Origin of the sequence: Algoriphagus pacificus (assembly GCF_017254845.1) — a bacterium.
Classification (GTDB): Bacteria; Bacteroidota; Bacteroidia; order Cytophagales; family Cyclobacteriaceae; genus Algoriphagus; species Algoriphagus pacificus.
The window spans coordinates 101,496-123,768 of record NZ_JAFKCU010000009.1 but is presented as its reverse complement, the minus strand read 5'-3'; the positions used below and the strand labels follow the sequence as shown (position 1 = coordinate 123,768).

Genomic DNA, 22,273 nt, shown 5'->3' with positions numbered 1-22,273 from the left:
GGCCTAGCGCAGGGGTCCCACCTCTTCCCATCCCGAACAGAGAAGTTAAGCCCTGCAGCGCCGATGGTACTGGGGTTACACCCGGGAGAGTAGGTCGCCGCCACATTATTCTAAGCCCTTTGGAAACTCCAAAGGGCTTTTTGGTTTTAGAAGGGTTTCCAGATTGCCTGGATTTTTACCAGATATTAAATTGACTAAAATGGTGTTTGAAGTGTTTTGGATGAAATAACTCCCATTCTTCAAAAGTCAAGAAGCCAAATCTAGGGTGCGTAGTCTGGGCTGTTGGATTTTCTTTAAAAAAACTATCATACTCTTCTAGACTTTTTATTAAACCCTCTTTTGCATGTTCCAGGTTTTCATATTTGAGCGGCATTAGTTGATCACCAAGACCCGGAGCTTTTATTCCCTTAGGAAATTCTAAATCTGTGTTTAGTAAGGCCTCTTTATATCCTAATTGTTTTTCACTGGGGGTAAATGCTGGATAGGAAATTCTTCCACTGGAAAGCTTCACTGTAACCGTTAGATGCTCCACCATATGTTGTGGGGTCATGATACCAAAGGAGGCTTCAGTATCTTCGTTAAGCATAGCTAGTTTTTGTTTCAATTCTGTATTATTCATCTTATTGTGTTTTTTGATTGGACCAAAAAAAAGCGTTTGAAACAATCAAACGCCTTTTACCATTTAACGAACTCTAATATGATTTAGCTTCCACACATTTCACATCCTTCCGGATCATCCAAGGAGCAAGCTATAGCGTCTTGTTTTTGAGATTTAGCATCCATTTCTTCTTGCATGGCCTTATCTACTTTTGGCTCAAAGTTACTTTTATCCAAAGTGAACTTAATTGCACTGGCAGCCGCTTGAGATCTCAAGTAATACATACCTGTCTTTAATCCTTTTTTCCATGCATAAAAATGCATAGAGGTTAACTTACCGAAATTAGGATCCTGTAAGAAGACATTCATACTTTGTGACTGGCAGATATAAGCTCCTCTATCAGCAGCCATGTCAATAATTACTTTCTGGGAAATTTCCCATACAGTTTTATAAATGTCTTTGATGTTTTGAGGTACTCCAGGTAGACTTTGAACAGAACCATTGGTAGAAATCAATCTATTTCTCATGGTGTCATTCCAAAGCCCCAATTGGATCAAATCTTTCATCAAATGCTTATTTACCACAATGAATTCTCCTGACAAGGTTCTTCTTGTGTAAATATTTGATGTGTAAGGTTCGAAACATTCATTGTTACCTAAGATTTGAGAAGTTGAGGCAGTTGGCATTGGAGCAACCAATAGGGAGTTTCTCATACCATATTTTTTCACTTGCTCTTTCAAAGCATTCCAATTCCATCGCTCTGACTTTGGAGTTACTCCCCACATGTCGAACTGAAGTATTCCTTTGGATGCAGGAGAACCCTCGTATGTTTCATAGGTACCTTGGACCTTAGCTAGCTCCATGGAAGTCTCTACAGCAGCGTAATAGATCGTTTCAAAGATATCTTCATTCAGACCTTTTGCCTCAGCTGATTCAAAAGGCATTCTTAGCATGATGAAGGCATCAGCTAAACCTTGAACACCCAATCCAATAGGTCTATGTCTAAAGTTTGATCTTCTAGCCTCTTCTACTGGGTAGTAGTTTACATCGATCACTTTATTCAAGTTTCGAGTGGCCACCTTAGTGATTTCATATAACTTCTGATGGTCAAAGAATAGCTTACCATCTGGTCCTGCAGTCACGAATTTTGGCAATGCCAAAGAAGCTAAATTACAAACGGCTACTTCATCTGGAGAGGTATACTCAATGATTTCAGTACAAAGGTTAGAGGACTTAATCGTACCTAGATTCTTCTGGTTTGACTTTCCATTTGCAGCATCTTTGTATAGCATGTAAGGAGTTCCTGTCTCAATTTGAGATTCGAGAATTTCAAACCAAAGTTCTTGCGCTTTGATGGTTTCTCTGGCTCTACCTTCTTTCTCATACTTTTCGTACAGTCTTTCGAATTCTTCACCGTGGCATTCAGAAAGCCCAGGTGCTTCATTCGGGCAGAACAATGACCAACTTTCATTTTGTTCTACTCTCTTCATGAACAAATCCGGAATCCAAAGAGCATAGAATAGATCTCTTGCTCTCATCTCTTCTTTACCGTGGTTTCTCTTCAGTTCCAAGAAATCCTTTACATCTGCATGCCAAGGTTCAAGGTAAATCGCAAAACTTCCTTTTCTCTTTCCTCCTCCTTGGTCAACATAACGAGCTGTCATGTCGAAATTTCTAAGCATTGGCACGATTCCATTGGATACGCCATTGGTTCCTTTGATATAGGATCCTTTCGCTCTCACATGGTGAATAGAAAGGCCGATTCCTCCAGCTGATTGGGAAATCTTGGCACATTGTTTCAACGTGTCATAGATTCCGTCAATGCTGTCGTCTTTCATGGTCAAAAGGAAGCAAGAAGAAAGCTGTGGTTTTGGAGTACCCGCGTTGAAAAGAGTAGGAGTGGCATGAGTAAACCACTTCTCCGAAAGTAAATTGTATGTTTCGATTGCAGCATCGATATCATCTTTGTGAATACCAACTGCCACTCTCATTAGCATGTGTTGAGGTCTTTCGACTACTTTACCATCAAGACGGATCAGGTAACTTCTCTCCAAAGTTTTATAACCGAAGTAATCGTATCCAAAGTCTCGTTTGTAATCGATCGTAGCATCTAATTTTGCTGCGTTTTTCTTAATAACCCCATAAACCTCCGGATCAATCAAAGAAGCATTTTCGCCAGTCTTTGGATTGATGTAGGTATACAATCTTTTCATGGTGTTTGAAAAAGACTGACTGGTGGTTTTATGTAGATTGGAGATAGCAATCCTTGCAGCCAGGATTGCATATTCTGGATGCTTTACTGTAAGCGAAGCGCAAACTTCTGCTGCCAAGTTGTCTAGCTCCGTAGTGGTCACACCGTCATACAAACCGTCAATTACCTTTTTGGCAACTTCAATCGGCTGAATGAAATTGGGATCCAACTCATAGCATAGATTTTCAATACGAGTAGTGATTTTGTCAAATCGAACTGACTCTCTTCTTCCGTCTCTTTTAATTACTAACATACTTTGGAGATTTAGGGTTGGGGGTTATTGATTAATTAAAAGTCCTCGCCTATGGAGAATCTTGGTGATGAATCTGAAGCTTCTGTTGATTTCATAACTCCCGCTTTTTGGTAGTCACCCACTCTCTTTTCAAAGAAGTTGGTTTTACCTTGAAGTGAAATCATGTCCATGAAATCAAAAGGATTGGTGCTGTTCCAAACTTTTTCGCAGCCCAGTTCCATCAATAATCTATCCGCTACAAATTCTATATATTGACACATCAAATCTGCATTCATTCCGATCAATCTCACTGGAAGTGCATCGGTAACAAATTCTTTTTCGATGGTTACTGCATCTATAATAATTTCTCTAACTGTTTCTTTTGGAAGTGGATTTTGGATATGCTGTGTATAAAGGTGACAAGCAAAATCACAATGCAATCCTTCATCTCTTGAAATCAATTCATTTGAGAAAGTCAAACCTGGCATCAAACCTCTTTTCTTCAACCAGAAAATTGAGCAGAAAGAACCAGAGAAGAAGATTCCCTCAACAGCTGCAAATGCAATCAATCTTTCTTGAAAAGAACCATTATCAATCCATCTTAATGCCCAGTCCGCTTTCTTCTTCACGCAATCAATGTGCTCAATTGCATTTAATAATTTATCCCGCTCTACTGCATCCTTTATATAGGTATCAATTAGGAGGCTGTAAGTTTCTGAGTGGATATTCTCCATGGCAATCTGAAAGCCATAGAAGAATTTTGCTTCGGTATACTGAACTTCCGCTACAAAGTGCTCGGCAAGGTTTTCATTTACAATCCCATCACTCGCGGCAAAAAATGCCAACACGTGTGAAATGAAATGTCTTTCTCCATCATTCAAACTTTTCCAATCCACCATATCTTGTCCCAGATCTATTTCTTCAGCTGTCCAAAAACTAGCCTCTGCTTTTTTATAGAACTGCCAGATATCTGTATGCTGGATTGGGAATAATACAAATCGGTTTTTGTTCTCTGATAAAATTGGTTCTTGCTGCATCTTTCTCTCTATAATTATATCGTATTAAAATTTATTCGCTTCCTGATTTGATGACTCGTGGTTTGGGGAAGAGAAAGGCTGCCTTTTCAGAACAGCCTTTGAACAAATATGTGAACCAATTCGGACAAATAAAATCCCTAAAGGACTACTTAAAGGTAGTTTTTGAACAAAAGTCAAAAGTAATTTAATGCATTATAATACAATGAGTTAATATTTTTGATATAAAGTAAAGAATGAGTTATCAGAGCCATTTTTGGCCTATAAAATTTTTTTTAGAAAGTTTAAAAAAAATATTTTTACCAAAATTCAAGCTTGATTTTGACCAAAGGTCAATAATTGATAGGATAGAAATCAATTATTCAATCAATTGATAATCAAAGAGTCAGGATGAAATTTTGAAAAAAGTTTATCAATTTTCTCTAATTGTTTCTTAGTCGTTTTGCTTTCAAAAAGATCGTATTATTTTAAAGCGCTTGCTAGGTCTCACTGCAAATGTAGCAAGCTCTAGATATTTTTGAAAAGATCTTTTTTCTTCCAATTGACTTGCTTATATTTGCACTCCGATTTCGACTAAGAATTCAAAATACTCATGTACGCAATTGTAAACATCGCTGGAAAGCAGTTCAAAGTAACAAAAGATCAGTTCGTCTTCGCTCCTAAGCTAGAAGGTGAAGCTGGCGCTTCCGTGGAATTTGACCAAGTCTTGTTAGCGGAAGCTGACGGCTCTGTGTCTGTAGGAGCTCCTCTATTAGCTGGAGCCAAGGTATCTGGGAAAATCCTAGATCATGTGAAAGGTGATAAAGTCATCGTCTTCAAAAAGAAACGTCGTAAAGGCTACAAGAAGAAGAACGGTCACAGACAAGACTTCACTAAAGTTTTGATTGAAAATATTGTACTATAAGTTTTCTCTCTGAAAACATAAAAGAATAAAACCATGGCACACAAAAAAGGCGTCGGTAGTTCCAAAAACGGAAGAGAGTCTCATTCCAAAAGATTGGGTGTGAAGAAATTTGGTGGTGAGCAAGTAATTGCTGGTAACATCATCATTAGACAAAGAGGTACAAAGCATCACGCAGGTGAGAATGTAGGTGTTGGTAAAGATCACACACTATTCGCACTTTCAGATGGCGTTGTTACTTTCAAGAAAAAGTTTGATGGCAAATCATACGTAAGCGTATTGCCTGCTGAAGCTTAATCTTGATTCAAGAAAATTTGAAGCTCCTTTGCAAAAAGGAGCTTTTTTTTTGCTTTTATTTTTAAAATGAATCCGACCATCATTTTTTCAGTCTAACATCCAAAGACTTTTCCTAATTTATTAACTTGAAAAACCACCAAATTAAAATTTATGAGCAAACTGATACGATATGGGATTCTTTGCATTCTCATGATGACCGCTGGGATTTCTTTTGGCCAGAATGTCCCAGATCCCAAAATTTACGATGCCCTGCAATGGCGTTTAGTTGGCCCGCATAGAGGTGGCCGCTCGGATGGAGTCACAGGTGTTGCAGGAAGTGATCACTCTTATTATTTCGCCTCTACCGGAGGTGGTGTTTGGAAAACGGTGGATTCAGGCAATACCTGGAAACCTGTTTCTGATGGATTCTTTGGAGGCTCCGTTGGAGCTGTAGCAGTATCTCAAAGTGACACAAGTGTAGTATATGCTGGAGGTGGAGAGAAAACTGTCAGAGGAAATGTTTCTTTCGGTTATGGTGTATGGAAAAGTAAAGATGCCGGTAAAACCTGGGAGCGAGCTGGCTTAGATAAAAGCAGGTTTATTTCTCGAATGAGAATTCACCCTACTAATCCGGATGTTGTTTATGCTGCTGTATTAGGAGATATTTTCAAACCTGATGAAACCAGAGGGGTATATAAAACAACAGATGGAGGAGCCACTTGGGAAAAATTACTTTATGCAAGTGATGTGGCCGGCGCTGTTGATCTGGTCATGGATCCAAATAATCCGGATGTTCTCTATGCAAGTACTTGGGATATTGTAAGAACCCCCTATAGTTTGGAAAGCGGTGGTCCTGGGTCTAAAATTTATAAAACCACGGATGGAGGTAAAACTTGGGAAGACCTAACTAAAAAGGAAGGATTCCCGGAAGGTATCCTTGGTATAATGGGTGTTTCAGTTTCTCCTGTAAATTCCGATCGAGTTTATGCCATAATTGAAAATGAAAACGGAGGAGTCTTTGTCTCAAAAGATGCCGGTGAAACTTGGGAGAAAACCAATGACGATCGAAACCTTAGACAACGTGCTTGGTATTACACTCGGATATTTGCTGATCCTCAGGATGAAGAAACAGTTTACGTTTTGAATGTTAGCTATCACAAGTCCTCAGATGGAGGTAAAACTTTTAAAAGTGCCAATGCCCCTCACGGAGATCACCATGATTTATGGATTGATCCAGCAAATAATCAACGTATGATAATTGCTGACGATGGTGGTGCACAAATCACTATAGATGGAGGCAGTAATTGGTCCTCTTTGATGAATCAACCAACTTCTCAGTTCTACAGAGTAACTACAGACAATAGCTTCCCTTACAGGATTTATGGTGCTCAGCAGGATAACTCTACAGTCAGAATCCGTCATAGAAATGACGGCGGAGCTATCTCCGAAAATGATTGGGAGCCTACCGCAGGTGGTGAAAGTGGATGGATTGCTCCAGATCCGATTAATCCAGATATTGTTTATGGAGGATCTTATGGTGGTTTGTTGACTCGGGAGAATCATGACAATGGAACGTCAAGAACCGTCAACGTTTACCCAAACAATCCAATGGGACATGGAGCAGAAGATATGAAATACAGATTCCAGTGGAATTTCCCTATCTTCTTTTCTCCTCATAATCCTAAGCTACTTTATACTACAAGTAACCAATTTCACAGATCCACAAATGAAGGGCAGAGCTGGGAAGTGATCTCACCAGACCTAACTAGAAACGATAAAAGTAAATTAGGTCCTTCCGGTGGTCCAATTACCAAAGACAATACGTCTGTTGAATATTATGCTACCATCTTCACAGCTGCTGAATCACCGGTAAAAGCTGGAGTACTTTGGGCTGGTTCTGATGATGGTTTGGTTCACGTGACGCAGGATAATGGAGTGACTTGGCAAAATGTAACTCCATCAGATATGCCAGAGTGGCTTCAGATCAATAGCATCGAAGCGAGTCCATTTGATCCAGCCGAAGCTTATTTTGCAGCGACAGGTTACAAGAGTGGCAATTTTGAGCCATATCTATACACCACAAAAGATTACGGCAAAACCTGGAAAAAAATTACTTCAGGAATTGATCCAGAGCATTTCACCAGAGTGGTAAGGGCTGATCCTATCAAAAGAGGAATGTTATATGCAGGCACAGAAACTGGAATGTATTATTCTAAAGATGACGGTGACTCTTGGCATTCATTGCAATTGAACTTGCCGATTGTTCCGATTACCGATTTGACTATCAAAGAGAACAACCTGATTGCAGCTACTCAAGGAAGATCCTTCTGGATCATTGACGATTTGACAGTGTTGCATCAGGCAGAACCAGGATTGGAGGATAAAGCCTTGACTTTATTCAAGCCGCAGGATTCTTACAGAATTGACGGAATGAGAAGAAAAAGTTTGACGGCAGGATCCAATAGACCGGGTGGCGTTTTGGTTTATTATTTTCTTAAGGAAAAGCCAAAAGATGAGTTGAAAATCGAATTCTTCGATGCTAAAAATCAGCCGCTCAAAGCTTTCTCCACTAAAGGAATCAATGGAGACACTTTGAAAGTAAAAGAAGGCAGCAATGAATTCAATTGGAATCTAAGAGTGGAAGATGCAGAGGATTTTGAAGGCTTGATTATGTGGGCTGGAAATTTAAGAGGACCGAAAGTTGTTCCAGGTACTTACAAAGTAAAAATGACTTTGGATGGAAAGGCCCAGGAGCAAACCTTTAAAGTGTTGGCAGATCCTAGATATGAATCTTCTCAAGAAGAACTGGAAGCACAATACGAATTCCTTTTGGCAGTAAGAGATAAGTTGACAGAAACGCATCAGGTCATCAAGCTGATCCGTCAATACAGATCTGAGATGGATAGTTTGGAAACCAAGCCTGCTAATCTGGAAATGATCAAAGCTGAAATGGATGAAATTGAAAAGACGCTTTATCAGACGCAGAATCAAAGTAGACAAGATCCTTTGAATTTCCCGATCAGATTGAACAACAAACTGGCTCACTTAAATTCAGTTGTTGGAAACGGAGATTGGGCTCCAACGGACCAATCTTATGAAGTGAAAGATGAGCTTACCGAGAAAATAGATGTTCAGCTGGCAAGATTTAAAAAGCTGGAACAAACCCAGATTTCCCAGATTTTCAATATTGAAGAAATGCGAACGAAACTGGATAAGAAAAAGTAACAAAAAAGCTCCCGAGTAATCGGGAGCTTTTTTTTATTAAAATGGTTTGTAGGATTTGATTTGATCAAAAAAGGTGACCGCACTATCCGGGGAAATAACCAAGATGAAAATAATTCCAAATATGGCTCCATATAGATGCGCATCGTGATTGATTGCGTCGTCCCCATTTTTTCCTTTTACATAGGAATAAATCAAAAACAGCACACCTAGAATAAATCCAGGGAGGCAAAGAATCCCGAAAAGACAAATGTCTGAAAGCGGCATGATGATGATACTGGCAAAGACAGTAGCAGAGGTTCCTCCTGACGCACCAAGAGCTCGATAGTAACTATTATCCTGATTTTTTAAATAAGTAGGAATGTCAGAAAGAACAATTCCTAGAAGGTAGAAAATCACAAAGATTACTCCACCGATCAGTGTCCCAAACTTGTATGCCAAAAACTGCTCTACAAAACCTCCAAAGAAATAGAAGGTAAACATGTTGAACAGTAAATGAACATAATCCTTGTGGATAAATCCTGAGGTAATGAATCTATCCCATTGGCCCCGATTTTTAATCAGGTATGGAATAAACATCCAGCGGTTTAAGAAATCAGGTTTATTAAATCCAAGGATACTTAGGATTGCTGTGATTCCGATCAGGACTGTGGTAATGGATAGGGTCATCTTATTTTTCCCGGTGGATTAAGTCCTGGGTGATTTGTTTGAGTTCCTGGAAATAAGATTCATGCTGAAAAGCAATTCCTTCTAATTGGTCAAAGCCCGCTTTGAAATAGCTATTCATTTTTTCTTCTGCCAATTTCTTGATTCCAAGTTTTTCATAAATAGCCTTAACTGCATTGACTTTTTCTTCTTTTTCAAAGCTTTCAGCCACCAGCCATTTTTTCAACTCTTCTTGAGATTCTCCTTTGGCCAGTTCAATTGCTTTGATCAACAGAAATGTTTTTTTGTTTGAGATGATATCTCCGCCGACTTGCTTGCCAAATTTTGCTTGATCTGCATAGACATCCAGTAGATCATCTTTCAACTGGAATCCAATTCCCACATTCACTCCGAAATCATACAACTTTTGTGCTTCTGAAGTTGAAGCCCCTCCTAGTATCGCTCCCAGTTTGAGAGCACAGCCCAACAAAACCGCAGTTTTCAGACGGATCATGTTGATGTACTCAGATTCTGTGACGCTGGGAAGACTTTCGAAATTCATATCGAATTGCTGTCCTTCACAGACTTCAGCTGCAGTTTTATTAAACAATCTCAATACTTCATGTAGTGATTTAGCATCCGTCTCCAAAAGCATCTCATATGCCTGAACCAGCATCACATCTCCTGAAAGAATGGCAATGTTTGCATTCCATTTTTCATGAACCGTTGCTTTTCCTCTCCTGAGAGGAGCTTGGTCCATGATGTCATCATGCATAAGGGTGAAATTGTGAAATACCTCAACAGCAGCCGCTTGACTTATAATCTTTTCGGGATTTTCAGCATACATCCCATAAGCCAGCAAACTCAAGAGAGGTCGGATTCTCTTTCCCCCCAAGCTAAGGATGTAATGTAAAGGTTCGTAAAGTTCACGGGGTGATTCCCCGAAATTTTGAGATTGAATGTAATCTTCTAATTTATCTAAAAGCGCGGGCGCGTGGCTTTTTATTGTCATTGTCTGCAAATTCCAAATCTATCGTTCGTCGGTCAATATCGGTATTAACTACTCTGACCTTCACTTTGTCGCCCAAAGTGATCATTTTTTTTGTTTTCGATCCCACCAATCGCATATTTTTCTGGTCAAACTCGTAGTAATCATCCTCCATATCCTGCACTCGAATCATCCCCTCACACTTGGTTTCAGTGATTTCTACAAATACGCCCCATTCGGTCACTCCACTCACGATTCCATCGTAATCTTTGACCTCTGCCAAAGACATGAATTCCACCTGCTTGTACTTAATAGAAGCTCTTTCAGCATCGGCAGCTCTTTTTTCCCTTTCGGAAGAATGAACGCATTTTTGTTCCCATTCTTCAGCATCTGGAGATTTGCCTCCTTGTAGGTAATGGTCCAAAAGCCGATGAACCATCATATCCGGATATCTTCTGATCGGAGAAGTGAAATGGGTGTAATGTGCAAAAGCCAAACCGAAATGCCCTTTTGGCTCGGTGGTATATTTTGCCTTAGCCATACTTCTGATGGCTAATTGCTCCAATACATTCTGTTCTGGCTTGCCTTGGATTTCATCCATAAGCTTGTTCAGGGCTTCAGATATCTTTCGTTCATTTTCGATATCAAACTCATGTCCAAATCGCTTTGCAAAACCAGAAAAGGTATCTAATCGATCCATGTCTGGAGAGTCGTGCGTTCTGTACACAAAGGTGTCATTTCCTTTATTCTTTTTGAAAATAAATTCTGCCACATATTTGTTGGCAAGTAGCATAAATTCCTCAATGAGCTTATGGATGTCTTTCCTCTCCTTGACCATAAGGCCAAGTGGAGTGCCTTTTTCATCCAACTTGAATTTCACCTCTACTGTTTCAAAATTTACAGCGCCATGGTCAAATCTCTTTTTCCGTATTTTCTTAGCAAGGTTATTCAGGATGGTTAGCTCTTCAAAAAAATCACCGGATTGATTATCGATATTTTCCTGTGCTTCTTCGTAGGCAAATCTCCTGTCTGAATGGATGGCAGTTCTGCCGATCCAATGTTTGATGACATTTGCTTCTATGTCTAATTCAAAAACGCAGGAAAACGTTAATTTATCTTCATTTGGTCTGAGTGAACACAAGCCATTGCTGAGCCTTTCCGGCAACATGGGGATCGTACGATCTACAAGATAAACCGAAGTTGCTCTGTTGTAAGCTTCTTTTTCTAAAGCTGTTTTAGGCTGTACGTAGTGAGTGACATCAGCAATATGTACCCCAACTTCCAGATTGCCATTTGGCAAGACCTGATAGGAAATGGCATCATCAAAATCTTTGGCATCGGCAGGGTCAATCGTAAAAGTTGGAATTCCTCTGAAATCCTTCCTTGCTTTGATTTCTTTCGCTGTAATCTTGTCTGAAATGGCATTTGCTTCTGCATCAGGAGCTTCAGGATATTCAAATGGTAGACCGAATTCAGCCATGATTGAGTGAATTTCTACCTCATGTAAGCCTGCCTGACCTAAAACTCGAATTACCTTACCTGTAGGGTTTTTATCTCCCTCTCTCCATTCGGTCAGCTTGATGATAACCTTTTGGTTATGCTCAGCTCCCAATAAATCTCCTCGATGCACAAAAATGTCTTTGTGCATTTTTTTGAAATCCGGAACCACAAAAGCAAAACGAGGTGATATTTCTACTCGTCCCACGAATTCATCGCGGTCTCTTTCAATTACCTCCAGTACTCTACCTTCTGATTTTCCAAATTTCCCTTTCAGAGGATTGACCATTACTCTCACTTTATCCCCATCCAAAGCTTGTTTCAAGTCAGCTTCTTTGACTAAAATATCCCCGTCATTTTCTGTAGGATCGTCTGGGATCACAAAAGCAAATCTCGGATTGACAAAGTCAACGGTTCCGATGATAAAGCTTGGATCTTTCGTGGATGAATAGTAGTTCCGAGGATTTTTGGATACATGGCCGCTTGCCAAAAGTTTGGAAAGAATCGGTTCCACTCCTCCCTTACTGAGGGAGTCACGAATTTCCAGCTTCTTTATGATTTGTTTGGAGTTGAATTCCTCGCCGTAATTTGAGTCTAAAAATTGAAGTATTCTTCTGGTCAAATTAGCAGCATCGTTGCTGTGACCTTTTTTGTTTTTATTCTTATTTGAATTTTTTCTGTCTGATTTTCTTCCCATTTGTCGGGGTTGTTGTGTTAATCCAATGTATAAAGATTTGCATGTCTTTTTGCATTAATCTTTATGATCTTTTGGTGAATCTTCTAAGTGCACCAGCTCAATCTCCATTTCGTCGAGTTGAGGGTGCATGGCCAGATAAACGCGGGCAGTTACTTCAACGTCTTTCTGACAATACTTTTTGATTCGGTTAATATCTTTTTCTAAGTGAAAAGTGGTGTTGACCTGACTGCCATCAAGGTCATCTTTGGAAGTGGGGATTCCGAAAACTGCGGCTAAAAGTTCTAATCGGGTGTAATGTTTGTAATCTCCGAACTTCCAAAGTTCCAAGGTGTCTAAATGCCGGAGTTCCCATGGTTTTTTGCCTGCGATTTGCAAAGGTTCGGGAAGCTCCACACCTTGTACCAGCATTCTTCTGCATAAAAAAGGAAAATCAAATTCTTTTCCATTGTGTGCACAAAGAATCCATTTTTTCTTTCCTAGTAAAGTATTTAATGATAAAAGAAGTTCCCTTTCATCTGGATCAGCAAAAACTTTAGATCTAAATACAAGTTTTTTATCCTTCTTTTTCCACTGGAAATATCCTACTCCCACACAGATCACCTGCCCAAACTCAGCATAAATACCTGCTTTGTCAAAGTACAATGCACCAGGCTCAATTTTTCCATGATCACTTTGAATAATTTTTTCTTTTTTGGTCCACTCATCCTGCAACCTTGGGGCAAGGTCCTCAAATTTTTCGGTCAGTGAAGCTGTTTCAATGTCCAAAAAAAGAATGTCTCCTAATTGATCTAAAAAATTGGCCATTTAATCTGATTTATCCGTGAAGTATCCCCTCCAAACCCAATTCAGGAATCATTTGGAAGAGGGCAGGATCAAAACTGCCTGGAGTAAAGATAAACTTTTTATCAAAAATCTGGTCGAGGATGTAATAACTTACCCAGAATTCATTGGTCAAGGAAAATACCGCCGGGTCAATAGGTTCGATTTTCGCCATGGCTTGCGCTCCTAATTCTTTGATCATGTGACGAAGGGTAGAAGTTTGCCTTTTTTCTCCATTCAAAAGGCCATAACCCTTAGAGGTGATCATGACCGTATTCAACTCAATTAAATTGAGGTTGATGATATAGACTCCCCACTCTATTCCGGTGGGTTTTTCCTCTTTGGCAATGGCTAATTTTACTCCTGTGACAGGGTGAAATTCAATGTCTTTCTTCATGAATAACAGATCTATTCCATCTCGAAAAGTGTCACGAGATGATTTTTTAATTTTTCTTTGACTTCGTTTAGGTCGATTTCTTTGCCTAATTCCTGCTTTAAGGAAGTAACAGCTTTATCATCTATCCCGCAGGGGATGATATGGCCAAAATAACTCAGGTCTGGGTTGATATTGAAAGCAAATCCATGCATGGTCACCCATCGACTGGATTTCACACCCATGGCACATATTTTCCGAGGGTTTTTCTGTTCGATATGATCAATCCAGACCCCTGTTAAACCTTCAATTCTTCCTGCTTCTACATCGTAGTCTGCAAGCGTTCGGATAATCGCCTCTTCAAGCAAACGCAGGTATTTGTGAATATCCGTAAAAAAATTGTCCAGGTCTAATATTGGATATCCTACCAATTGGCCGGGACCATGATAAGTAATATCCCCGCCTCTGTTGATTTTATAAAAAGTAGCCTGATTGGATTCAAGACCATGTTCGTCAAGCAAAAGATGATCTTCTTTTCCGCTTTTTCCCAAGGTATATACATGTGGGTGCTCTACAAAGAAGACGTAGTTTTCAGTAGGTTCCCGTGCTTCGACAGGAAGATTTCTGTTTTTTATCTTCTTGGAAACAATTTTGGAAAATACCGACTCCTGAAAATCCCAAGCCTCTTGGTAGTCCATTTTTCCTAGATCTCGGAATTCTACTTTTTTATTAATAATTTCGTTCATCTGATGCCTGTAGGGTTTTTCATCAACCCTTTTTTTGGGCGTTCCGTTCTACTATTTTTCAAAATTAAGCAATTATTCAAGATGGCTGAGCATAATGATCAAGGTCGACTAGCTGAAGAACTCGCAGCACAATGGTTGATAGAAAAAGGCTACGAACTTTTGGAAAAGAACTATAGGCATGGCTATGCCGAAATTGATTTAATTCTCACCCATAAAAAGTTACTCGTTTTTGTAGAAGTTAAGTTCCGATCCGGAACAGGTTTCGGCTTCGCTGAGGAATTTGTGGACTATACCAAAAGGAAGCTCATCATTAAAGCTGCAGATCAATATATTTATGAAAAAAACTGGAATTCTGATATCCGTTTTGACATTGTAGGCGTTTACAGGAACAAAACCGGCGCTATCAATTTCAAGCATTTTGAAGACGCCTTTTATTAATACTATTATTTACCACCCTATTTTAAAACTATGAAAAAAATTATTTTCACTTGGATGTTCGCTTTAGTCGCGATACTGACTTATGCCCAAGATGCCAAAAAAGACCAAAGAATTATTGAGGACAGTGAAGATGCAAAAGCAGCATTTTTAGAGGATGATCCTGACATGCAAAGCTTTTTCGATAATTCTTATGCCTATATCATATTGCCAAATGTAGGTAAAGGTGGTCTTGGAGTAGGAGGAGCAGCAGGGAATGGAGTTGCTTATGAAAAAGGTGAATTTATTGGATTTGCTCGAATGACTCAGGTCACAATCGGTTTTCAAGCTGGTGGACAAGCTTACAGCGAAGTGGTGTTTTTTGAATCAGAAGAAGAATTTGATCGATTCAAAGAAAACAAAATTGAAATGGCAGCTCAGGTGTCAGCGGTTGCAGCAGCCTCTGGAGCTTCTTTGAATGCAGAATATGTCGATGGAGTTGCTGTTTTTACGCGCACCAAAGGAGGCTTGATGTATGAAGCTTCTGTAGGAGGACAGCAGTTTAAATACCGAGCGAAATAAGGATTTACATTTCTTTTCTGTACACTAAGTTTCCGTCCTTATCCCATTCAGCACGAATGTAAGGACGGAAATTTTTTGTATATGCCTCTTCTTGATACTGGATTTCTCTTTTTCGGACAGCTTTGGTATTTCCGGTATCCCAGTATTCCGTCCATAAACCTACTTTTTCTCCATATTGATATTCTCCAGTTACAGCAACCTGCTTGTCATCGTAGAAATAAAAATAATTTCCTTCCTCCAGGCCATACTGAACAGGTACGATTTCTTCAATTGATTTTGTGTCGTAATAGGAAATCCGTGATTCTCTGGGCCATCCTTCCGTAAAATGGTTTTTATCCTGAAGTATATTTTGAGCATCAAAAAGCATCCAGGTTTTATGCTTAGTGCCGTAGAAGAACATTCCACTTTCTACCACTGTCTCATTTATTACTCTTTCGTAAGGGCCATGTAACAAATACCCCTTTCCTTCTTCGTAGCCACTGGTTTTGATACTTCTGTCTTGCGTATCAAACCAATAAACATCGCGGATGTAAGGATCCGGCTTTTTGCTTTCTTCGGTATAATTGAAATACTCATAAATCTCCTGGCCTCGGATGCTACGCTTGGCATAGCCTCTTCTGGTTTTGATTCCAAACCAGATGTTTTTACGGGCTTTCTTCTTCTTTTCCTTTTTCTCTTCTTTTTCTTTTGAGTCATCAAAAAGCAACAATGGGACAGTAGTCGGTAGCAATGAAGTATTCACTACTCCAGATGAATCCGGGTCCACGTTTGATTTGGATTCGGATTTTTGAGCAATCGCAACTTTGCTGATGAAAAGGATGAATAAGAGAAAAAAAGAAAACTTGTTCATTGTATGCTAAAAACGGAATTTCCTCCCGTGTATTTTATTTCAAAAATAACATTTCAATATCAAAACCAGACAATTGTTTAGATTTTATAATCTTCTCTCTATTTTTGGGGGATTTTGAATAAACCACAGAAAATAATGAATTCTATTCTATCAGATCGGATTATCAGTATGGAAGAATCAGCGACGCTGGCAATGGCAAAAAAAGCCAGAGAGCTGAAAACACAAGGCATTGACATCATTGGATTGAGCCTCGGTGAGCCTGACTTTAAAACACCTAAGCATATTCAAGAAGCTGCCAAAGACGCGATCGATGAGGGTAAATACTTTTCGTATCCTCCTGTGGCTGGATATCAAGACTTAAGAGAGGCTATCGCCAAGAAGCTAAGAGAGGAAAATGAAATCACTCAGGCTAAGGCTGAAAACATCGTTGTTTCCACCGGAGCGAAGCATTCTATTGCAAATATCTTCATGTGTATGATCAATGAAGGAGATGAAGTTGTGATTTTTTCTCCTTACTGGGTAAGCTATGCAGAAATCATCAAGTTGGCTGGTGGTGTACCTGTTTTGATCGAAGGCACATTAGAAAATAATTTTAAAGCAACTGCAGCTCAATTAGAGGCAGCTATTACCCCAAAAACAAAAGGAGTTATCTATTCTTCCCCATGTAATCCTACCGGATCAGTTTTCAGCAAAGAAGAATTGGAAGCAATTGCTGCAGTGGTATTGAAGCATGAAAATATCATGGTGATTGCCGATGAGATTTATGAATTGATCAATTTTGTCGGAAGAAATTATAGCATTGCCTCATTCCCAGGTATGTTCGAAAGAACAATTACTGTCAATGGTTTCTCTAAAGGATATGCTATGACAGGATGGAGAGTTGGATATATCTGTGCTCCTTTATTTATGGCAAAAGCTGTGGAGAAAATCCAAGGTCAGTTTACCTCAGGAGGTACAGGAATCGCCCAGAGAGCAGCTTTGGCAGGTATTTCTGGTGATCAAACACCTTCCAAAGAAATGGCTGAGGCGTATTTTAAAAGAAGAGAATTGGTTATGGGCTTGTTGAAAGAAATCCCAGGAATCAAAACTCACGTACCTGAAGGTGCATTTTACTTCTTTCCAGACGTAACAGCATTCTTTGGCAAGTCAGCGCATGGACATACCATCAATAATGCAGATGACCTTTGTCTATATTTATTGGAAGTGGCCAATGTTTCTTTGGTTACAGGAGCAGCTTTTGGAGCCCCATCTTGCGTACGTTTATCTTACGCAGCTTCTGAGGAAGAATTGAAAGAAGCATTAGCTAGATTGAAAAAGGCTTTGGGCGAACTTGCCTAAGGAATCAAAAATAAATGGAATAACCCTGGAGAAATTCAGGGTTATTTTTTTGCCTTGTCGGAAAGGCTTAATTTTGGGCAAATCTTTTTTATGGCCGAAGTAATTGTAATCACACCCGTCAAGAATTCCATTGAAACCACCTTGGACACAGCCCGTGCAATCGCTGATTCAGATGTAAAAGTTCATCATGTGATTTTTAATGATTTTAGTTCGGAAGAAACCAAGCAAAAATTAGAAGAGAATCGAGCAAGTATTGGGTATGATTTAATCCATATCGAGGATTTGACTGATCATCCTTCTCCTAATTACAAACTGGTTTTGCAGATGTCCCAAAAAATGGGATTGGAAAAAGGTATCCCGGTTTTGGTGGTGGAATCTGATGTTGTAGTGAAGAAGGATACTATTTCGACTCTTTTAAATTATCAAAAGGCTCATTTAAATTCCGGGCTGGTTGGTTCGGTGACAGTTGATGAAAGAGGCGTGGTGAACTTTCCTTATTTGAAGTTCAAAGGAGTCAAGGAACAGATTATTTCCACCCAAAGAAGCTTAAGTTTTTGCTGCACCTTATTTTCTTTACCCTTTCTTCAGGCTTTTGATTTTATTGAGTTGGATGAGGCCAAAGACTGGTATGACACCTTTATTTCTAAGAAGGCGATAGAATTGGGTTTTGAGAATTTTGTCTTAATGAATGCGCCGGTTTGGCATAGACCTCATGCAAGCCGTCCTTGGAAACAATTAAAATACACCAATCCGCTTAAATACTATTTCCTGAAGTTCTGGAAGGGTTTAGACAAAATCTAAAGTTTTCCAAAAAATTTCAAAAGTGTGTTGTAGGGTTTAGACCAGGTGCGTTGAAATCTCAATGGTCCGTTTAATTCTCTTTCAAAAAAGTCAGGATACTTTTTATTGAGGTAGGCGATTCTTTTTCTTTTGGCTTCGTCACCTCCAGTTCTTTTTCTCAAACTATTAGTATTTCCCGTAAGACGATAATAGAACCCAATGAAAGGCAATTGCACCACATCACCTCCATCTTTCAGCATGTTGATCCAAAATTCCCAGTCGGCTCTACCTAAATTATAATCCTCTGCATATCCACCTATTCTTTCCCAATCAGCCCTTCTGTAAATCCCTGAGACAAAAATCATATTGTCTCTCGCCAAAGCATTTCTGCTGAAAGGTTTTAGCTTCCAGAACTTCTCTCCATTTTCATCAAATTTGACACCTTGGCAATAAACTACTTTTACATTTTCATCCTTTTCCAGTACCTCAACAGCCTTTTTTATATAATCTTTAGAGATTAGATCATCTCCGTCTAAAGGCAAAATATATTTTCCTGAAGACGCTTTTATTCCTGTATTTCTGGCGATGCCAACTCCTTGATTTTTCTGGCTGATATAGGAAACCTTATCGTGATTTTCAGCTAGTCTCTGGGCTATTTCAGGACTTTCATCAGTCGAACCATCATTAATTATGATCACCTCTAAAGGTGAATAATCCGAGTCTAAGGCAGATAAAACTGTTTCCTCTAGATATTGAGCTTGGTTGTAACAAGGAATAATAATGGTGACCAAAGGAGTAGCTTGATTCATGGCTGCAATTTACGAGCTTCTCTTTTTAAAAAATGTTGTTTTTTAATTTGTTCTATAATTCAGCAATTAAGCCTTTTTTAATCCGAATAAACTGAAAAAATCCAAACAATAATTTGTTTAATTAAATGGATGTGATAAATTTATAACGGTGATTAAACAACTTTTCTCTATTATTTGATTTTTTAAGACTTTGAATTCGAATAGGATTCATTTTTCGAACTCTATCAGTTTTCAAAAATCCGGATGAAAGTCCGGATTTTTTTTTGACCAAATTTTAATAGAACTTTTAGAGATAATTCACCAGCATGCCCCAATTGATTAAATATTCAGTTTCTGTTTTTTTTGTTTTGTTTTTTCTATTTCAAGCAAATGCTCAAGGCGAAAAATCAAAATTTGACACTAGTTACATAGAGGTTCATCCTGAAGTGATGGGAATGAGAATGTACCTTTCTCATAAATTCACCGATTTGAAAATAAACCTGCCTAATGGTGGAAATCAATTCCGATATGAACCAAATTCAGGACTCAATATTGGGCTTGGTTTTACCTATCAGAATTTTACTTTAAACATTGCAGGCCCAATTGGTTTTTTAAATCCGGATAGACAAAAGGATTGGCCAAAATATTGGGACCTTCAGGTTCATGCTTATCCCCAAAAATGGATCATAGATTTTCTTGGGCAATTTTATACAGGATATACCATCGATCCTGAATACCTGGCAAATTCGGATGAGAAATACCTTAGAGAGGACATGAAATTGGTGACCATTGGACTTAATGCCAATTACCTTTTCAATGGGGAGCGACTATCGCTCGCCTCATCATTTAATCAGGCAAGTATCCAAAAAAAGTCAGCTTTTTCTCCTTTTATTGGTTTTGAGGCCTACGGTGGTTCGGTCAAAGGTGATTCGCTCCTGATTCCGTCTTTTGAACTCATGAACCAAGGAATGAATTTTGATAAATCTCGTTATTTCTTGGCTGGACCAAATGCGGGATTAGCAGGCACATTGGTTTTTGGAGGAGGCTTTTTTCTTACAGGTGTGGCTTCTGTAAATTTAAGCGGAGGCTTTACAGAATGGCAAAATCAGGATATGATTACCAAATGGGGAGTCATTCCCACTTACTTTTTGAGAGGCTTTGCTGGATTCAATAGCAGACATTTCTCAGTCAATGTGAATTACGTGTACAAAAACTCTAACCTTGTAAGGAATGAAAATTATCTTCATTCGGTTAATACGGGTAACTACAGAGTCAATTTGGTTTATAAAATCAGCGTAGGGCCAAAATTTGAACGCTTTTTTGCCAAAATCAATCCGACTCGTTTGTTCAAAAAGAATTAAAATTTGATTGCAAAAGCAATCTTTCAAATATTTTTAGCTTTGAAAAGCTAAAAGAAAACAACCCAAATCATGACTGATCAATTCGGAATCAAGAAATCACTTGAAATTTTAGGTATCAAAGCCGAAAATTTAGGATCCTCAACAGGAAATACTTGGATCGAAACCAAGGAGGAATCCATTGCCTCTTATTCTCCAGCTGATGGAAGTTTAATCGCAAAAGTCCAAGTTGGAAATCAAGAGAGCTATGAAGCAATAATAAGTCAAGCTTCTATTGCATTTGAGAAGTGGAGGTCTGTTCCTGCACCTCAGCGAGGTGAAATTGTCAGAGAAATCGGCAATGCCCTAAGAGAAGTAAAATCTGATTTAGGAAAATTAGTTTCTTACGAAATGGGAAAATCCTATCAGGAAGGTTTAGGAGAGGTTCAGGAAATGATTGATATCTGTGATTTTGCAGTTGGACTTTCTCGGCAGCTTTATGGATTGACCATGCATTCCGAACGCCCAGGACACAGGATGTATGAGCAGTGGCACCCGCTTGGAATTGTGGGAATAATCTCCGCATTTAATTTTCCAGTGGCAGTTTGGTCATGGAATGCAGCATTAGCATGGGTTTGTGGAGACGTGTGTCTTTGGAAACCTTCTGAGAAAGCTCCTTTGTCAGGTATTGCTTGCCAAAAAATTGCAGCAAAAGTATTTGAAAAACATGGGATGCCAGAAGGTATTTGTTCCTTGATAATTGGAGATTACAAGGTAGGAGAGTTGATGTCTCATGATAGTAGGATCCCATTGGTTTCAGCTACTGGTTCAACTCGCATGGGTAAACTTGTTGGGCAAGCAGTGGGAGGAAGGCTTGGAAGATCCTTATTGGAATTAGGAGGGAATAATGCCATCATCATTACCGAAAATGCTGATATGGACATGGCAATCCGTGGAGCTTTGTTTGGAGCTGTCGGTACGGCCGGTCAAAGATGTACTTCAACACGAAGATTGATAATTCATTCTAAGGTTTATGAAGAAGTGAAAACTCGATTAGCAAATGCTTACTCCAAATTGGTAATTGGAAATCCGCTTGATGAAAAAAATCATGTCGGCCCAGTCATCGATCAAGATGCTGTTATAATGTATTTGGAAGCTATTTCCAAAGTCAAGTCTTCAGGAGGAAAGGCTGTAGTGGAAGGAGGAGTTTTGGAAGGAGAAGGGTTTGAGTCTGGATGCTATGTAAAGCCTGCGATCTATGAAGCGGAAAATCACTTTGAAATTGTCCAGCATGAGACATTTGCTCCGATCTTATATTTATTGAAATATAATACGATCGAAGAAGCAATCGCGATTCAGAATGGAGTGCCTCAAGGCTTGTCTTCTGCAATTATGACTTTGAATATGCGTGAAGCAGAGGCATTCCTCTCGGTAGCTGGTTCTGATTGCGGAATTGCCAATGTAAATATAGGGACTTCAGGAGCAGAGATTGGTGGAGCTTTTGGAGGTGAAAAAGAAACCGGTGGAGGAAGAGAATCAGGCTCCGATGCTTGGAAAGCCTATATGCGAAGACAAACAAATACGATCAACTACAGCTCGAATTTGCCTTTGGCTCAAGGGATTAAATTTGATATATAATTAGGTTGGCTTATTTACTGAAAATGAGATGAGATTTTTTTAAAATATTCCTTCTCATTTTCAGTTGATTATATTTTTTGAAAGAGAAAATGTTTGGGTAATTCAAAATAGAAATTACCTTTGCATTCCCTTTCGGAAGGAAAGGAATTAAAGATTGGGAGTTTAGCTCAGTTGGTTCAGAGCATCTGCCTTACAAGCAGAGGGTCGGGGGTTCGAATCCCTCAACTCCCACGTTTATTTCATCTTCAAAAGCGAAGATCTTTTTCC

General features: G+C 39.2%; 20 protein-coding genes, 1 tRNA gene and 1 rRNA gene. 11 read left to right on the top strand and 11 right to left on the bottom strand.

The features are described 5' to 3' along the window. A 5S ribosomal RNA gene (gene rrf / locus J0A69_RS22245) occupies positions 1-106 on the top strand; the annotation flags it as partial. A gap of 69 nt (positions 107-175) precedes the next feature. Here rrf and J0A69_RS22240 read toward each other — a convergent pair. The 3 genes from J0A69_RS22240 to J0A69_RS22230 all read right to left on the bottom strand — a co-directional run bounded on the left by J0A69_RS22240 (position 176) and on the right by J0A69_RS22230 (position 4,118). Then, a complete protein-coding gene (locus tag J0A69_RS22240) occupies positions 176-619 on the bottom strand; it encodes a DUF1569 domain-containing protein (protein WP_206588835.1) in 444 nt (147 codons plus the stop codon). An 83-nt stretch (positions 620-702) separates the two neighbouring features. Continuing rightward, entirely contained in the window at positions 703-3,102 is a 2,400-nt protein-coding gene (locus J0A69_RS22235; RefSeq protein WP_206588834.1) for a ribonucleoside-diphosphate reductase subunit alpha, read from the bottom strand. A gap of 35 nt (positions 3,103-3,137) precedes the next feature. Beyond that, on the bottom strand, positions 3,138-4,118 hold the full coding sequence (locus J0A69_RS22230) for a ribonucleoside-diphosphate reductase small subunit (RefSeq protein ID WP_206588833.1): 981 nt from the start codon (positions 4,116-4,118) through the stop codon (positions 3,138-3,140). A gap of 589 nt (positions 4,119-4,707) precedes the next feature. Between J0A69_RS22230 and rplU the strand changes: the two genes are divergently transcribed. The 3 genes from rplU (at position 4,708) to J0A69_RS22215 (ending at position 8,517) form a co-directional block, all read left to right on the top strand. Next, entirely contained in the window at positions 4,708-5,019 is a 312-nt protein-coding gene (gene rplU / locus J0A69_RS22225) for a 50S ribosomal protein L21 (RefSeq protein ID WP_184492377.1), read from the top strand. Positions 5,020-5,052: 33 nt separating this feature from the next. Continuing rightward, positions 5,053-5,313: a 50S ribosomal protein L27 gene (gene rpmA / locus J0A69_RS22220; protein ID WP_074222821.1), complete on the top strand. Its 261-nt coding sequence runs from the start codon at positions 5,053-5,055 to the stop codon at positions 5,311-5,313. A 150-nt stretch (positions 5,314-5,463) separates the two neighbouring features. Beyond that, complete coding sequence (locus J0A69_RS22215; RefSeq protein ID WP_206588832.1) at positions 5,464-8,517, top strand: VPS10 domain-containing protein; 3,054 nt, start codon at positions 5,464-5,466, stop codon at positions 8,515-8,517. A gap of 36 nt (positions 8,518-8,553) precedes the next feature. Here J0A69_RS22215 and J0A69_RS22210 read toward each other — a convergent pair whose 3' ends face one another. From J0A69_RS22210 to lipB, 6 genes are read right to left on the bottom strand one after another with little or no spacing between them, the layout of a single operon-like run. Next, on the bottom strand, positions 8,554-9,183 hold the full coding sequence (locus tag J0A69_RS22210; RefSeq protein WP_206588831.1) for a rhomboid family intramembrane serine protease: 630 nt from the start codon (positions 9,181-9,183) through the stop codon (positions 8,554-8,556). A 1-nt stretch (position 9,184) separates the two neighbouring features. After that, positions 9,185-10,171, bottom strand: coding sequence for a polyprenyl synthetase family protein (locus J0A69_RS22205; protein WP_206588830.1), 987 nt, complete (start codon positions 10,169-10,171; stop codon positions 9,185-9,187). Continuing rightward, the gene (rnr, locus tag J0A69_RS22200; protein WP_206588829.1) at positions 10,134-12,341 is read right to left on the bottom strand and encodes a ribonuclease R; all 2,208 of its coding nucleotides are present in this window, start codon (positions 12,339-12,341) and stop codon (positions 10,134-10,136) included. Before rnr ends, J0A69_RS22205 begins: the two co-directional genes overlap by 38 nt. A 54-nt stretch (positions 12,342-12,395) precedes the next feature. Continuing rightward, a complete protein-coding gene (locus J0A69_RS22195; RefSeq protein WP_206588828.1) occupies positions 12,396-13,145 on the bottom strand; it encodes a 3'-5' exonuclease in 750 nt (249 codons plus the stop codon). 10 nt (positions 13,146-13,155) lie between these two features. Beyond that, positions 13,156-13,557, bottom strand: coding sequence for a hypothetical protein (locus J0A69_RS22190; protein ID WP_206588827.1), 402 nt, complete (start codon positions 13,555-13,557; stop codon positions 13,156-13,158). 11 nt (positions 13,558-13,568) lie between these two features. Then, positions 13,569-14,279, bottom strand: a complete 711-nt coding sequence (lipB, locus tag J0A69_RS22185) for a lipoyl(octanoyl) transferase LipB (RefSeq protein WP_206588826.1) — start codon at positions 14,277-14,279, stop codon at positions 13,569-13,571. Positions 14,280-14,360: 81 nt separating this feature from the next. Here lipB and J0A69_RS22180 point away from each other — a divergent pair, with 81 nt between their 5' ends. Together J0A69_RS22180 and J0A69_RS22175 are read left to right on the top strand one after the other, a co-directional pair. Continuing rightward, the gene (locus J0A69_RS22180) at positions 14,361-14,717 is read left to right on the top strand and encodes a YraN family protein (protein ID WP_206588825.1); all 357 of its coding nucleotides are present in this window, start codon (positions 14,361-14,363) and stop codon (positions 14,715-14,717) included. 72 nt (positions 14,718-14,789) lie between these two features. After that, on the top strand, positions 14,790-15,275 hold the full coding sequence (locus tag J0A69_RS22175; RefSeq protein WP_394369899.1) for a YSC84-related protein: 486 nt from the start codon (positions 14,790-14,792) through the stop codon (positions 15,273-15,275). Between the two features lie 4 nt (positions 15,276-15,279). Here the strand turns inward: J0A69_RS22175 and J0A69_RS22170 are convergent, their stop codons facing one another. Further along, the gene (locus J0A69_RS22170; protein ID WP_206588823.1) at positions 15,280-16,125 is read right to left on the bottom strand and encodes a toxin-antitoxin system YwqK family antitoxin; all 846 of its coding nucleotides are present in this window, start codon (positions 16,123-16,125) and stop codon (positions 15,280-15,282) included. Positions 16,126-16,260: 135 nt separating this feature from the next. On the opposite strand from J0A69_RS22170, the gene J0A69_RS22165 reads away from it, so the two are divergent. Together J0A69_RS22165 and J0A69_RS22160 are read left to right on the top strand one after the other, a co-directional pair. Further along, complete coding sequence (locus J0A69_RS22165) at positions 16,261-17,463, top strand: pyridoxal phosphate-dependent aminotransferase (RefSeq protein ID WP_206588822.1); 1,203 nt, start codon at positions 16,261-16,263, stop codon at positions 17,461-17,463. Positions 17,464-17,553: 90 nt separating this feature from the next. Then, complete coding sequence (locus J0A69_RS22160) at positions 17,554-18,264, top strand: glycosyltransferase family 2 protein (RefSeq protein WP_206588821.1); 711 nt, start codon at positions 17,554-17,556, stop codon at positions 18,262-18,264. Here J0A69_RS22160 and J0A69_RS22155 read toward each other — a convergent pair. Then, positions 18,261-19,052 carry a glycosyltransferase family 2 protein gene (locus tag J0A69_RS22155; protein ID WP_206588820.1) on the bottom strand — a complete coding sequence of 264 codons (792 nt, stop codon included), beginning with the start codon at positions 19,050-19,052 and terminating at the stop codon, positions 18,261-18,263. The two genes, J0A69_RS22160 and J0A69_RS22155, sit on opposite strands and share 4 nt — an antisense overlap. Before the next feature lie 305 nt (positions 19,053-19,357). Between J0A69_RS22155 and J0A69_RS22150 the strand changes: the two genes are divergently transcribed. From J0A69_RS22150 to J0A69_RS22140, 3 genes are all read left to right on the top strand, one after another. Next, on the top strand, positions 19,358-20,392 hold the full coding sequence (locus J0A69_RS22150; RefSeq protein WP_206588819.1) for a DUF4421 domain-containing protein: 1,035 nt from the start codon (positions 19,358-19,360) through the stop codon (positions 20,390-20,392). Between the two features lie 69 nt (positions 20,393-20,461). Beyond that, positions 20,462-22,006 (top strand): L-piperidine-6-carboxylate dehydrogenase, encoded by a 1,545-nt coding sequence (gene amaB / locus J0A69_RS22145; protein WP_206588818.1) that lies wholly within the window; start codon positions 20,462-20,464, stop codon positions 22,004-22,006. Between the two features lie 156 nt (positions 22,007-22,162). Continuing rightward, positions 22,163-22,237: transfer RNA gene (locus tag J0A69_RS22140), tRNA-Val, on the top strand. Positions 22,238-22,273: the final 36 nt, after the last annotated feature.